Here is a 12824-nt window from a genome sequence, read left to right as displayed (position 1 = left end):
GCGCCGCGTCGCCGCGTCGTCCCCGTTAGCTAGTATTCCGCGACTGGGGGCCCCGCGGACGCGTCGCGTCGCGCGGTGCCCGCCGACGCTTCCAGCGCGGGGTCGTGATGCAGCAGCAAAGCGGCCGCCGCGCCGACGAGGCCCGCGCCTGCGAGGCAGAGCAGTCCCGCTCCGAAACCGCCGGTGCTGTCCTTGATCCAGCCCATCGCGTAAGGTCCGAAGAATCCGGCCAGATTGCCGAGCGAATTGATCGCCGCGATGCCGCCGGCAGCCGCGGCGCCCGACAGGAACGCAGCCGGTAAAGTCCAGATAACCGGCAAACAGCCGAAGATACCGAAGCCGGCAATCGACAGCGCAATCATTTTCTGCACGGGATTGTCGAGGCCGGCCGACGCCGCGATACCGAGCGCCGCGACCGTCAGCGCGATCGCCACATGGCGTTTGCGTTCCAGCTTGCGGTCCGAATGACGTCCCCAGTAAACCATGCTGATGACGCCGACGATATACGGCAGCGACGTCACAAAGCCCGTCTGCAAGTTAGTCAGACCGAAGGCCTTGACGATCTGCGGCAGAAAAAAGCTCAAGCCGTAATTCGTTGCATTGGCGCCGAAGTAGATGAGCGCGATGGCAAGCACGCGCCGGTTGAGAAGCGCTTCTTTCACACTAAAAGCATGCACGGCTTCGCGATGCTCGCGTTCCTGTTTCTGACGCGCGACCAGCCAGTCGCGCTCATCGGCGGCTAGCCAGGTGGCGTCGGCCGGTTTGTCGGTCAGATAGAACCACACCGCGAACGCCAGAATCAGAGCGGGCAGGGCTTCGATCAGATAAACCCATTGCCAGCCGGCGAGACCGGCGAAGCCGTCCATGGAAAGCAGGGCGCCTGAGATCGGCCCGCCGATCACCGTCGACAGCGGAATCGCCGCCATGAAATAGCCGACCACGCGGCCTCGATACGCGGCGGGAAACCACAATGTGAGCAGGAAGATGACGCCCGGGAAGAATCCCGCTTCGGCCACGCCTAGCAGAATGCGCAAGCCGTAGAACACATGAGCCGCGGACAACCCGGTGTATTGCGCGATATGTGGGATATACGCCATCGCACCGGCAAGCAAACCCCACGTGAACATGATTCTCGCGATCCAGCGGCGCGCGCCGAATTTTTCGAGCAGAAGATTGGACGGCACTTCGAAGAAGAAGTACGCAATGAAGAAAATCCCCGCGCCGAAGCCGAATGCGCTTGCCGAAAGACCGAGCGCCTTGTTCATCTGCAGCGCGGCGAAGCCGACGTTGACGCGGTCCAGGTAGGCGATGAAATAGCAGACGATCAGGAACGGCACGAGCCGAACCGTCACACGTTTCATGGTACGTGCTTCGAGTTCCATCGATGTCTCCTCCAGTTCATTGTCCGGATGGTTTGAAGATTTCGTTAAAGACTAATCGGTCGGCCGCGATTCGGGAAGCGCTTTAAACAGTTCCAGCGCGCCAATGCGTCGATGCTGCGCCTGCACAGATTGTTCAGATGGGGGCAACAGTGTTTTCGAGCCGTGAGGCTGATCTCGCACGCGTATTTCCGGATAATTGAGGCTGCGATACAACCCACCGACCGCCCCGTAACGACTCCATGCGCGGTCACGAAACGATCAGACAATCCAGGTGCATCATGTTGAACAAGCTTCGCGATTGGTCTCGCGTCGCCATTGCGGCGCTCGCGATAGGAGGCGCGCTTGCCGGCTGCGCGTCTTCGACGCATGTCGTCGCAACCGATAAACCCGGCACGTACACAGTCGCGGCAAGCGCGACGGGCGGACGCATGGCGTGGGCGCGCGCGCACGGCGAGGCGCTGAACGAAGCGCGCGAATACTGCGAGCGGCGCGGCATGCAAAGCAGCATCAATGTCGAAACGGTGAGCGGGGTGGAGATGTTGACGACGCATGGGTCGTCGGTCAACTTCGAATGTCATCCGAAGTTCTAGCACGAAGATGCGCTGCCACACGCTGTGGCGAATATCTCGTGGTATGTGCCGTTATTTCGTGTCGAAGGTCACGAGCGTGTTGTCCATGATGTGCGCCACGACGATTGCGAGGCGCCGGCCGCGTTCTGCGTCGCGCATGTTTGCATTGCCGCGCAATTCGGCTTGCAGACGAACAGCAGAAAGTGTTCGCTAGCGCACAGACGGGCCCCGCAGTGCTTGTTCAACTTGGCTTGTTTTGTCCGATACGGTCTGCCTGAACTGGCGACGGCGCGTCCCGCTTGCGGACGCAGCATTAGATCGGTCACAGGTTATCTCCGCGTCGCCCTCGGACTTGCCGGGAAGAGTCAGCGCGCACGCAACTTCTTCCTGCTCCTGAAGGAAGAGGTGCCGCCATGAGGTCGCTCACTGTTGCTGTCCTGGCGCTGGCGCTGACGATCGCCGGATGCGCCGTCGATCACACACCGTCGAGCAATGCGTCGTCGGCGCAGCCCGGCAGTTGCAAGGTCGCGACAGAGGCCGAGATCGCGTCGTTATTCGATCGATGGAATCAATCTCTGCAGACCGGCGATCCGCACAAGGTGGTCGCCAACTACGCGCCGCGGTCGATTCTCCTCGCAACGGTATCCAGCAAGCCGCGCTTGACGGTTGCGGACAAGGAGGACTACTTCCAGCACTTCCTCCAGGATCGTCCCTCCGGAAAAATCGACATGCGTTTCGTCGACTCGGCCTGCAATTCGGCTGTCGACGCGGGGCTTTACACGTTCACGTTCGCGAGAACCGGCGTCGTTGTGAAGGCGCGTTACACGTACACCTATCGGTGGGACGGCACGCAATGGCTGATTACCAGTCATCACTCGTCGGCGATGCCCGACAAGGAGTGAGATTGGTATGGCTCGCGCATTTGGAGTCGCCAGTTCGGCTTGAAGCATGCTGGGCTCCGGCGGTCCGACAGGAGCGCCGACTGCGTGGCGCTCAATGCCTAGGTGTTCGCGATTGATTCGTGACGATCGGACGATCGGGCGATAGCCGTAGCACGGCCCTTCAATTCGGAGCGCTTCAAGCGTTTCGCCGCCTCCAGTCACCAATAAGACGCTGCCAGCAGCGCCCAGCGCGCTGGCCAATCGCTTCGCGTCTACAACACCGACAATTTTCGCTGCCCGCGTGCTTTCCATCTCTGATGGCGTGAGCGCGGCGTCCTGCGGGAAATCCCGACGTTTCGGCGTCGCTATCATTGCATACAATGTGTGAACGCAGGCCAAAATTGGGAACCAAATGGCTCGTAACGACGCATCATTGCATACAATCAACCCTGAGCCGCCCCGTTCCGCGGATGACGTCTACACCGCAATCAAGGACGCAGTCACCAGTGGCCAGTACGGCCCAGGTCAATATCTGCGCGAGGAACAGCTTGCCAGGAGCTTGGGCGTGAGTCGCACGCCGGTACGCGAGGCCTTGCGGCGTCTCGACGCGGATGGGTGGGTGGAAACGCGTCCGAATTACGGCGTGCGCGTGAAGACCTGGACGCTGCACGATGCGCGGGAAATCTTCGAGGCGCGTCTTCTGGTCGAGCCCTATCTCGCGGGCCGCGCGTCCTTATCCATCGGTGCGTCCGACATAGAACGTCTCCGAACGCTAGCGGATGCGATGCTCGCGATTACGCAGCAGCCATCGACGCCCGAATCCAGCGAAGCGTGGTTCACGGCGAACAGCGAGTTCCACGCAATCATCACAGCCGCCGGGAATAACGCGTGCCTCGACCGCTCGCTCAGGTCGATGAAGGAAACGCCGCTCATCAAGTGGACGTTTGGCACCTATAGCGACGAAGACCGCATCCGCAGCGCACGCCAGCATTTCGAAATCGTTCGCGCGCTCGAGCAGCGCAATGCCGCGTGGACGGAAGCCGCCATGCGCTGCCACATTCTCGCCGCAGAAAGTGCGGTGCTCGACCGTCGCGAGGGAGAGCGCCCCACGTCCTGAATCAGCGCGCGAGGAGCAGCAAGGCACCAGCATCACGAGCAGTCATTCAATAGTCGCGACGACGACCATACTGGAGACGAGACATGCCGAGCACCGATAGATATACCTTGAGCCCCGCAAGCGCTGGTGCACGTCTCGATCGGCTGCCGATCTCACGCTTCCACAGGCGCATGCTGTGGCTGATTGGCGCCGGCATGTTCCTGGATTCGTTCGACATCTATCTGGCCGGCGGCGTGCTCGGCGCGCTTGCCAAAACCGGCTGGTCGACGATGCACCTGAACGCGGCGTTTCTGTCTTCGACGTTCATCGGCATGCTAATCGGCGCGTTCACCGCCGGTGTGCTCGGAGACGCAAAAGGCCGCAAATTCACGTACCAGTTCAATCTCGCGGTGTTCGGGCTCGCGTCGCTCGCGGGCGCGTTTGCGCCGAACATGACGTGGCTGATCGTGTGCCGCTTCTTCATGGGACTGGGCCTCGGCGCGGAAATTGTCGTCGGTTATGGATCGGTCGGCGAATTCATGCCGCCTGCCGTGCGTGGGAAGTGGTCGGCGTATCTGTCGCTCATCACGAACTCCGCACTGTTCTTTTCAACGTTTCTCGGGTATCTGATCATCCCGTCGATCGGCTGGCGCGCAATGTTTGCAATCGTTGGCGTCGGCGCGATGATCGTGTGGGTCCTTCGAAAAAAGATGCCCGAGTCACCGCGCTGGCTCGAATCGAAAGGCCGTTACGACGAAGCGGAAGCGATCCTGCGCGAAGCAGAAGCGGAGTCGACGCGCAACGGCACGCTGCCGCCCGTCGTCGATGCGCCGCGCACCGTCACGAGGAAAACCACGCTGCTCGAGCTCTTCGGGCCGGCGCAAATTCGCCGCACGCTCCTTTCCGTCGCGGTGCAGGTTGCAGTCAACATGGTGATCTACGGCTTTATCGTGTGGGTGCCGACGTTTCTGATGAAACAGGGGCTCGACATGGCATCGTCGCTCGGCTATACCGCACTGATGGCGCTCGGCGGACCGGCAGGGGCGCTGCTGGGCGTACTGCTCGCCGACAGGATCGGACGCAGGAAAGGGCTCATCGCGGTGTCGGCGCTCACGGCGATCATCGGCTGGTCATACGGGCATTCGACCGGCATAGAAATGGCGACGCTGCTGGGCTTCCTTCTCTTCACGCTCACGTACCTGATGGTGGCGCTGGGCATTGCGACATACATCCCGGAACTCTTCGCCACGGAGAATCGCATGCGCGCAAACGGCATCGCGGGTTGCGCCGGGCGCATCACGGGCATCTGCGCGCCGCAACTCGTTGTCATGATGTACGCGGCCGGCGGCGTGAAGGACGTGCTGACGATGATCATTGGCACGCTGGTCGTGTTGGCGGTCGTCCTTGCAGCGTTCGGTATCGAGACGAATCGCCGCTCGCTCGAGGACATTGCGCCTTCCATCGACACGAACGATCCGCTGCCGGCGTCATCGCTTTCACAATGAACCGCAACGTTGAAATTTCCACTTCCTTCGTTAAACAAGGACACGTATGAGCGTCACACAGCAAAGCAAGCGTCAAGCGTTGAAAGCGCGGTTCGCACGCAAGGAGATTGTCACTGCGCCTGGCATCTTCGACATGATCTCCGCGAAGATGGCCGACTCAATGGGCTTCGACTGCCTCTATATGACGGGCTTCGGCACAGTAGCGTCGTACCTCGGTCTGCCGGATGCGGGGCTCGCCACCTACACGGACATGGTCAATCGCGTCGCGGCGTTCTGCGGCGGCACGAACACGCCGATGATCTGCGACGGCGACACCGGTTATGGTGGACTACTGAACGTCGCGCATACCGTGCGGGGTTATGAGCACGCGGGGGCGGCAGGCATACAGCTGGAGGATCAGGAATTCCCGAAGAAATGCGGCCACACGCCGGGCCGGCGGGTGATCCCGGTCGAAGACATGGTGCGCAAGATTCAGGTCGCCGTGGAGAGCCGCAGCGATAGCAATTTCCAGATCGTCGCGCGCACCGATGCGCGGACGTCGCTCGGTCTCGATGAAGCGCTGCGTCGTGGCGAGGCCTATGCGAAGGCCGGTGCGGATGTGCTGTTCATCGAATCGCCGGAAAGTATCGAGGAACTCGAAACGATCGGGCGCACGTTCGATATGCCGTTGCTCGCAAACGTCGTTGAAGGTGGGCGGACACCGCAGCTTGCGCCCCCTGAGTTGCAGAAGCTCGGCTTTTCTCTGGCCATTTATCCAGCATCGGGTTTCTTATCCGTCGCGAAGGCGCTCAAAGATGTCTACGGGCAGATTCTCGCGCACCGGAGCACGGAAGCCGCCGCCGACGCGATGTATCCGTTTTCCGATATGTGCGAGTTGATGGGGTTCCCCGAGGTCTGGGCGTTCGATCGCGCGCACGCGGACTAGAAGAGCGACGCGGCTCAACGCTTGGTTGCGCTCGCTGGCATCCGCGACGCTCAGCGACTAACCACCTCACCAGCGCTTACCGCGGATTGTGCGCGCCTGGGTTCTGGCCTCATGTCAGTTCGGCGATGACTGACTATCATTTTCTGCCCGGCGTAGTCACCGGATTGTCGATCGGACGGGCGCGACCCTGTTTTGGCCAGACAATCGCGATGACAAGGACGACCCTGATGCGCTTAGGCGGTCTCGCGCAGTTTGGACATCATGTTGCAGAAGACTACGCGATTGGCGAAGCGATGCGCCGCAGCGGCTTTTCGGTAGTCATGCATCCGTTTCCACTTGCGTTGCTGGCCGCGCTGACTTCATGGGGCAATCTACTGGCCTGCTGGCTGGTCGTGTTGACGCTCATGGTGCGCGCGATATTGGTTTGGCAGACGGATTGTGCGACGGGTGAGCGTTGCAGGGGATTTCCCTGGCTTCCGCTGTGGGATGTCCTTCAGTTCGTAATCTACGTTGCGAGTTTCTTCTCATCCCGAGTGTTATGGCGTGGACAAAGGTTCGATGTCGACGAGAACGGTTTGTTGTCGCCTTGCGTCCAACATGATTCGACGCTGAAACGACCAACGAGTCGACCATGACTGCTCTTTCTGGGATTGGTGCCTGCCAGGAAGATCACGTACCGATCCGGCCCAAACGGCCTTCGAGGAACTGGACAACTTAGTGGAGTTCACTCGATGCGAGAACGCTGCATACCCACTGCTTTTACGAGTCCGATTCCATTATTACGCCAGCGCTGCGAATCACGTGCAGGTAAGCGGCCGTATTGCCGACAGCAGCCGTGGCCTGCTCCGCCAGCATTAGCACGAGTGAAGACTTCTCGGCGTTCGCCATCATTGCCTGTAAAAGATCCGAATCAGCGAATCCGCGCGCGGTCGCTACTTCGAGAACGGCGACCAATACGCGGCGGGCGGCCGCTCGGGCGTCGGGTGACGCCAACGGGGCGCGATATGCGAGAAAGCCTGCCATCAGCAAAAATTCGGCTGGGCTGATGTGCCGACCATTGCCGACGGGCACGCCGTCCGTATCGTCTCGACCTTGCATCATCGATCGCCTCCCGCTTTGGTTTTCAGTATGAGGCAAACCGCGTATGCAGTCGAATACCTCAATGCGTGTAAACGTTCCGGTGCGCATCGAGCGGAAGCTCAATTTGGGTGCCACCGTTCGTACAACTGAGGTCCCGTCGCAGCGCATCTCCTGACACCGGCCACCGATACGGCAGGCGGCCAAAGCAATAGTCTCGATGTATAAATCGACTGAGGAAAAGGACCGAGGTTTCGCAATTCAAAGGCCGGGAGTCGTAGTATGCTTTAGCGACCCCCTATGGTTCAGAGTTGCCACCGGAGAGGGGGCGTGCGTACCGGCTGTCCAGAGTGACCAGCATAGTTTTTCGAAAGCCTGCATCAATTCGCGAAATCGCCGAAGCCCGGCGAATCCCCGTGAGTTACTGATTCCCGCAAGTGAACTGTAATATTCGAGGGCATTTATGAAAACGCTGTTTCTACAGGCACCTTCGTTCGACGGCTTCGATGGCGGGGCGGGCTCACGCTTCCAGACGAGGCGTGAGATTCGATCCTTCTGGTATCCAACCTGGCTCGCGCAACCTGCCGCGCTGGTCGAGGGCAGCCGCGTCGTGGACGCGCCCGCAGATGGCCTGTCTCTAGATACCACGTTGGACATTGCTCAGGAGTACGACCTGGTCATTATTCATACGAGCTCACCATCGTTCTCGAGCGATGCGCGATTCGCGGAGCACCTAAAGCGACGCAAGTCCAGCATTCTGATCGGGATGGTAGGAGCAAAGGTAGCCGTCGATCCTCACGGCTCGCTTGTCGCAAGCGATGCGATCGATTTCGTGTGCCGCGAAGAATTCGACTTCACCTGTCGCGACATTGCGCAGGGACTTCCGTTCGAATCGATTCCGGGTCTCAGCTATCGCTTGCCCGACGGCGGAATCACGCACAACGACGCCCGACCGATTCTCGAAGACATGGACCAGTTGCCGTTCGTCGCGCCCGTCTACAAGCGTGACCTCAAGAGCGAGAACTACTTCAGCGGTTACCTTAAGCATCCGTATGTCTCGATCTACACGGGTCGAGGCTGCAAATCGCGGTGCACGTTCTGCCTCTGGCCGCATACGGTCGGGGGGCATCGTTATCGCACCCGCTCGGTCGAGCATGTCCTTGAAGAAGTGAAATGGATCAGGGACAACATGCCAGAAGTGAAGGAAATCATGTTCGACGACGATACCTTCACCGATCTCAGACCGAGGGCCGAGGAGATCGCTCGCGGCATGGGCAAGCTCGGCGTGACATGGTCATGCAACGCGAAAGCGAACGTTCCCTATTCAACCCTCAAAGTGATGAAGGAAAACGGATTACGGCTCCTGCTCGTAGGCTACGAGTCTGGTGACGACCAGATTCTCGTGAATGTCAAAAAGGGGTTGCGAACCGATATGGCGCGCCGCTTCAGTGACGATTGCCGCAAGCTCGGCATCAAGATTCACGGCACGTTCATTCTCGGGCTTCCCGGGGAAACGCACGAAACGATACAGAAGACGATCCAGTACGCGAAGGAGATCAACCCGCACACGATCCAGGTATCGCTCGCCGCACCGTATCCCGGGACGGTCCTTCACAAACAAGCTGTGGAGAACGGATGGCTGGAAGAAAGCAAGGTCATCACGCTCGTCAATTCCGCGGGCACCCAGGCATCGACTATAGGGTATCCGCATTTGTCGCGCGAAGAGATCTTTCTTGGCGTCGAGGAGTTCTATAAGCGCTTTTATTTCAGGCCGACGAAAATCTGGGAGATCGTCCGCGAGATGCTGGTCAGTTGGGAGATGATGAAACGACGCTTGCACGAGGGCGTGGAATTCTTCAGGTTCCTCCGGGATCACAAGGCGTGAGCTGGCTATTCGCGCGCGCTTCCGGGTCCCACAGTCGTTACAACGGCTGTCGACCCGGAAGCGGCTATTCGCGCGAATGACCTTCTGCAGGATGTCGCGAGATGACCTGGCCGTCCAACAGGTTAAGCGCGAAGTACAGTCAACTGCATTAACGGAAACACCAGCAAAGGGCCGGAACGGCCAACCCGTAATGCCAAGCGTCGAAGTCAAATGCTGTCCGATCGATGCGACGTGCGGCTGTGGCTTGTCGAGACACTTGAGACATTCGCCACCGCCCCGGATCCAGAACCGCGACCGGTTTTCACAGCTGGAAGTCTCTATCCCGGCTGCTCATTGGGGGCACGCTGCGGCATTTTCGCAAGCAGGATATTGAGGCCTTCGGAGATCAACGGGTGCGCAATGATTGCATCGCGCACGGCCGTATAAGGCAATCCGCCGAGCATCGCCATCTGCACCGCAGTCACGACGTCGCCGGCATTGGTTCCCAGCATCGCAAAGCCGAGGATAGCGTCTGACTCCGCGTCGATCAGCATCTTCATGAAGCCCTTCGTCGCGCCGTTCGTCCGCGCCCGCGGCACCGCCGCCATCGGCAGCTTTGCAACCCGTACCGCGATGCCGCGCGCCTTCGCGTCGGCTTCGCTGAGACCGATACGACCGAGTTCCGGCTCGATAAAGAGCGCATACGGAATGATTCTGTCGCGCGTGGTTTTCGCATTTGCCCCAGCGAGTTGCGAGCGCAACACGCGGTAATCGTCGAACGATGCGTGCGTGAACATCGGTGTCCCTGCCACCTCGCCGATGGCCCACGTGCGCTCTGCTGTAGTCGCGAGACGTTCGTCCGTCTTGATGAAGCCGCGCGCGTCGACTTCCACCCCAGCGGCGTCGAGGCCGATACCGGACGTGACAGGGGTGCGGCCTGCCGCGACCAGAAGATGACTGCCGCTTACCGTGCTGCCATTCTGCAGTACAACTGTCACTGACTCTCCCGACTTGCCCGTCACGCTGGCGGGCCTCACGCCGGTTCTGATATCGATGCCTTCCTCTTTCAGCGCCGCCTCGATCGCCTCGGTGACGTCCTCGTCTTCACGCATCGCCACGCGTGGCGCATCCTGTATCAGCGTGACCTTGCTGCCCAGTCTACGGAATGCCTGGGCCATTTCGAGCCCGATATATCCACCGCCGAGAATGATCAGGCTTTCGGGTAACGTCGTCAGCACCAGCGCTTCGACATGCGTCAGCGGCTCGGCGACCTTTAACCCGGGCACGTCCGGAATCGCCGCCGTCGTGCCCGTGTTGATGAGAGCATGCTCGCCTTCGATCATTCGCAGATCGCCATCGTTCGTTTTCACTTCGAGCCGGCGCGGTCCGACAAAGCGGCCCGTGCCCAACACGAGTTCGAGGCCGGAGTCACGCAACGCGTTGCGGTTGATTTCCACCATACCGTCGACCACGGCCTTCACGCGCTGCGACACTTTGGCCATGTCTGCGGCCTTGCCATCCTCTCGATGCAGTATGTATTCAGTGCGCGCCGTCTGGATCAGCGTCTTGGTCGGTATGCATGCCACGTTGATGCATGATCCGCCGATCATGCCTCGTTCGATGACGGCAACCTTGCGGCCCGCCTGAGCGAGTTCCATCGCCAGTGTCTTTCCACCCTTGCCACCGCCAAGAAATACATACTCGAAATGCTCGATCGTTGTCATCGCGGAGTTCCTTTTTGCCCGTCAACTACCATCGCCCGACATGGGCGGTACCTTGAAAATCAGCACTAGCGTCATGTGCTGCACGCCAATCCATCACGACGGCGCTTATGCCTGAGCGACCGATCGCTCCAGATGACGATGAATCTGCGCAACGACGGCAGCACCGTCTCCCACTGCCGCGGCGACCCGTTTTGTCGAGGTGGAGCGGACGTCCCCCGCACAGAACACGCCGCGCACGCTTGTTTCATGCTCTTGCAACCCAGCTCCGGCGGCTTCGCCCGTACGCACGAAGCCGTTGTTGTCGACGGCGACGCCGCATCCGCCAAGCCACGATGTGTTGGGAGATGCACCCGTAAACAGGAACACGTGTTCCGCAGATACAACCGACCGTTGCGTCCCGCTCAAAAGCTCTACTTCCTCGAGTGTCCTGGTGCCTCTAAGCGCGGTGATCTGAGTGCCGTACGTCACGTCGACATTGTCCAGAGCAGCGATACGATCGATGAGATATTGCGACATACTGGCCTTCAGGTTTTTTCCACGTACCAGCATACGAACTCGTCGCGCGCGCGACGCCAGGTACACGGCGGCCTGTCCCGCGGAGTTTCCGCCGCCGACCAGCAATACGTCTTGTCCCGCGCAAAGCTTCGCCTCGACGGGCGAGGCCCAATAGTATGTTCCTCGTCCCTCGAAGCGTTCCAGGCCCTGAATGTCGGGTCTGCGATAAGCCGCGCCCGAAGCAATAACGATCGTTCGGGACCGGATGGTCACGGCGGAGGACAACCGCAGCGCGAACGGCGTTATGCCGCAATCGAGGCTTTCCGCCTGAGCGGGAATGGCTACGTCGGCGCCGAATTTCTGTGCCTGTACGTACGCGCGGGCGGTGAGCGCATGCCCGGAGATCCCTGTTGGGAATCCGAAGAAGTTTTCAATGCGAGCGCTGGCACCTGCCTGTCCGCCCGGCGCACTATGATCGAGTACGATAACTCTTAGCCCCTCGGACGCGGCATATACGGCTGTCGCCAAACCCGCTGGACCCGCTCCAACGATTGCGACGTCGTAAACATGCTCCGGATCGAAATCAGGGAGCCAGCCCAAGGCGTTGGCAAGCTCCGCCTCATCGGGTGCTCGCAAGATGGTCCCGTCTGGATGCAGCACGAGCGGGTAGTCGGAGTCATCGCGTACCCACTTTGCTACGTAACGGGCTGTCTCGTCGTCTTCTGACGACGCGCCGATGACTGCATGGGGAACATTGTTACGTCGCAGAAAACTTTGCAATGCGTGGAGGCGGGCGTTATGCGGTTGGCTGACTATAACGATCCCATTGCCTCGCTCGATAAGAGCAACCCGCCTGAGAATAAGAGCCCGCATAATGCGCTCACCCAGCTCTGCTTCGGCGATCAGCAGCGCCCGGAGTCTGTCGGGCAGGATGTGAATGGCCGATACGTCCCCGACAGCATCGCCATCTACTATGCATCGACCGCCGGATAGCTGTCCGACTTCTGCAACGAAGTGTCCGGGACCGTTTTCGCTAACGACCGCATGACGCCCGAACGCGTCGCGGCTAGTCACGCGAATCATCCCGTGCAATACCACACACATCCCGAATCCCGGTGCGCCGACTTCGAAAATCCGCTCCGATGTCCACGAACGAACAACGCCGTATTGACGTAATCGTGCTATTTCGGCGTCGGTCAGCTGCGGGTACTTCTGTTCATGACGGTCGGTAGCTGGAGCTAACCATGTGGAGCTGGTCATTTGCGTTCCTGCGGTTGCGTGCGGGATGGGAACTTCCACGCGCCTG

Annotated in this window: 11 protein-coding genes; 7 read left to right on the top strand and 4 right to left on the bottom strand. The window is 60.1% G+C overall.

Going from position 1 to position 12824, the window contains the following annotated elements; genetic code table 11:
• Window positions 1–29 precede the first annotated feature (29 nt).
• On the bottom strand, window positions 30–1382 hold the full coding sequence (locus BCA01S_RS19180) for an MFS transporter (RefSeq protein WP_020065993.1): 1353 nt from the start codon (window positions 1380–1382) through the stop codon (window positions 30–32).
• 278 nt (window positions 1383–1660) lie between these two features.
• On the opposite strand from BCA01S_RS19180, the gene BCA01S_RS19175 reads away from it, so the two are divergent.
• The 6 genes from BCA01S_RS19175 (at window position 1661) to BCA01S_RS37210 (ending at window position 6993) form a co-directional block, all read left to right on the top strand.
• Window positions 1661–1972: a hypothetical protein gene (locus BCA01S_RS19175; RefSeq protein WP_027778302.1), complete on the top strand. Its 312-nt coding sequence runs from the start codon at window positions 1661–1663 to the stop codon at window positions 1970–1972.
• A gap of 392 nt (window positions 1973–2364) precedes the next feature.
• The gene (locus BCA01S_RS19165; RefSeq protein ID WP_027778301.1) at window positions 2365–2853 is read left to right on the top strand and encodes a DUF4440 domain-containing protein; all 489 of its coding nucleotides are present in this window, start codon (window positions 2365–2367) and stop codon (window positions 2851–2853) included.
• Between the two features lie 391 nt (window positions 2854–3244).
• Window positions 3245–3949: a GntR family transcriptional regulator gene (locus BCA01S_RS19160; RefSeq protein ID WP_027778300.1), complete on the top strand. Its 705-nt coding sequence runs from the start codon at window positions 3245–3247 to the stop codon at window positions 3947–3949.
• Window positions 3950–4032: 83 nt separating this feature from the next.
• On the top strand, window positions 4033–5433 hold the full coding sequence (locus tag BCA01S_RS19155; protein WP_027778299.1) for an MFS transporter: 1401 nt from the start codon (window positions 4033–4035) through the stop codon (window positions 5431–5433).
• A 46-nt stretch (window positions 5434–5479) separates the two neighbouring features.
• Window positions 5480–6358 carry an isocitrate lyase/PEP mutase family protein gene (locus BCA01S_RS19150; RefSeq protein ID WP_027778298.1) on the top strand — a complete coding sequence of 293 codons (879 nt, stop codon included), beginning with the start codon at window positions 5480–5482 and terminating at the stop codon, window positions 6356–6358.
• Between the two features lie 125 nt (window positions 6359–6483).
• Window positions 6484–6993, top strand: coding sequence for a glycosyltransferase (locus tag BCA01S_RS37210; protein WP_425176741.1), 510 nt, complete (start codon window positions 6484–6486; stop codon window positions 6991–6993).
• Between the two features lie 124 nt (window positions 6994–7117).
• Here the strand turns inward: BCA01S_RS37210 and BCA01S_RS19140 are convergent, their stop codons facing one another.
• Window positions 7118–7459, bottom strand: a complete 342-nt coding sequence (locus BCA01S_RS19140) for a hypothetical protein (RefSeq protein WP_027778296.1) — start codon at window positions 7457–7459, stop codon at window positions 7118–7120.
• A 439-nt stretch (window positions 7460–7898) separates the two neighbouring features.
• Here BCA01S_RS19140 and hpnJ point away from each other — a divergent pair, with 439 nt between their 5' ends.
• Window positions 7899–9320, top strand: coding sequence for a hopanoid biosynthesis associated radical SAM protein HpnJ (gene hpnJ / locus BCA01S_RS19135; RefSeq protein ID WP_027778295.1), 1422 nt, complete (start codon window positions 7899–7901; stop codon window positions 9318–9320).
• Between the two features lie 317 nt (window positions 9321–9637).
• On the opposite strand, the gene BCA01S_RS19130 is transcribed toward hpnJ, so the two are convergent.
• Window positions 9638–11023: a dihydrolipoyl dehydrogenase family protein gene (locus BCA01S_RS19130; RefSeq protein ID WP_027778294.1), complete on the bottom strand. Its 1386-nt coding sequence runs from the start codon at window positions 11021–11023 to the stop codon at window positions 9638–9640.
• Window positions 11024–11128: 105 nt separating this feature from the next.
• Window positions 11129–12778 carry an FAD-dependent oxidoreductase gene (locus tag BCA01S_RS19125; RefSeq protein WP_027778293.1) on the bottom strand — a complete coding sequence of 550 codons (1650 nt, stop codon included), beginning with the start codon at window positions 12776–12778 and terminating at the stop codon, window positions 11129–11131.
• Window positions 12779–12824 lie beyond the last annotated feature (46 nt).

The sequence above is a fragment of the Paraburkholderia caledonica NBRC 102488 genome (genome assembly GCF_000685095.1).
Classification (GTDB): domain Bacteria; phylum Pseudomonadota; class Gammaproteobacteria; order Burkholderiales; family Burkholderiaceae; genus Paraburkholderia; species Paraburkholderia caledonica.
Note: the sequence above shows the minus strand (reverse complement) of the source record. Positions and strands in the feature narration are given on the sequence as shown.

Bases quoted from the DNA above. Each gene is read 5' to 3' on its own strand.
- hpnJ (WP_027778295.1), top strand. From the start codon at position 7,899: ATGAAAACGCTGTTTCTACAGGCACCTTCGTTCGACGGCTTCGATGGC.
- BCA01S_RS19165 (WP_027778301.1), top strand. From the start codon at position 2,365: ATGAGGTCGCTCACTGTTGCTGTCCTGGCGCTGGCGCTGACGATCGCC.
- BCA01S_RS19150 (WP_027778298.1), top strand. From the start codon at position 5,480: ATGAGCGTCACACAGCAAAGCAAGCGTCAAGCGTTGAAAGCGCGGTTC.
- BCA01S_RS37210 (WP_425176741.1), top strand. From the start codon at position 6,484: ATGACTGACTATCATTTTCTGCCCGGCGTAGTCACCGGATTGTCGATC.
- BCA01S_RS19155 (WP_027778299.1), top strand. From the start codon at position 4,033: ATGCCGAGCACCGATAGATATACCTTGAGCCCCGCAAGCGCTGGTGCA.
- BCA01S_RS19180 (WP_020065993.1), bottom strand. From the start codon at position 1,382: ATGGAACTCGAAGCACGTACCATGAAACGTGTGACGGTTCGGCTCGTG.
- BCA01S_RS19160 (WP_027778300.1), top strand. From the start codon at position 3,245: ATGGCTCGTAACGACGCATCATTGCATACAATCAACCCTGAGCCGCCC.
- BCA01S_RS19130 (WP_027778294.1), bottom strand. From the start codon at position 11,023: ATGACAACGATCGAGCATTTCGAGTATGTATTTCTTGGCGGTGGCAAG.
- BCA01S_RS19140 (WP_027778296.1), bottom strand. From the start codon at position 7,459: ATGATGCAAGGTCGAGACGATACGGACGGCGTGCCCGTCGGCAATGGT.
- BCA01S_RS19175 (WP_027778302.1), top strand. From the start codon at position 1,661: ATGTTGAACAAGCTTCGCGATTGGTCTCGCGTCGCCATTGCGGCGCTC.
- BCA01S_RS19125 (WP_027778293.1), bottom strand. From the start codon at position 12,778: ATGACCAGCTCCACATGGTTAGCTCCAGCTACCGACCGTCATGAACAG.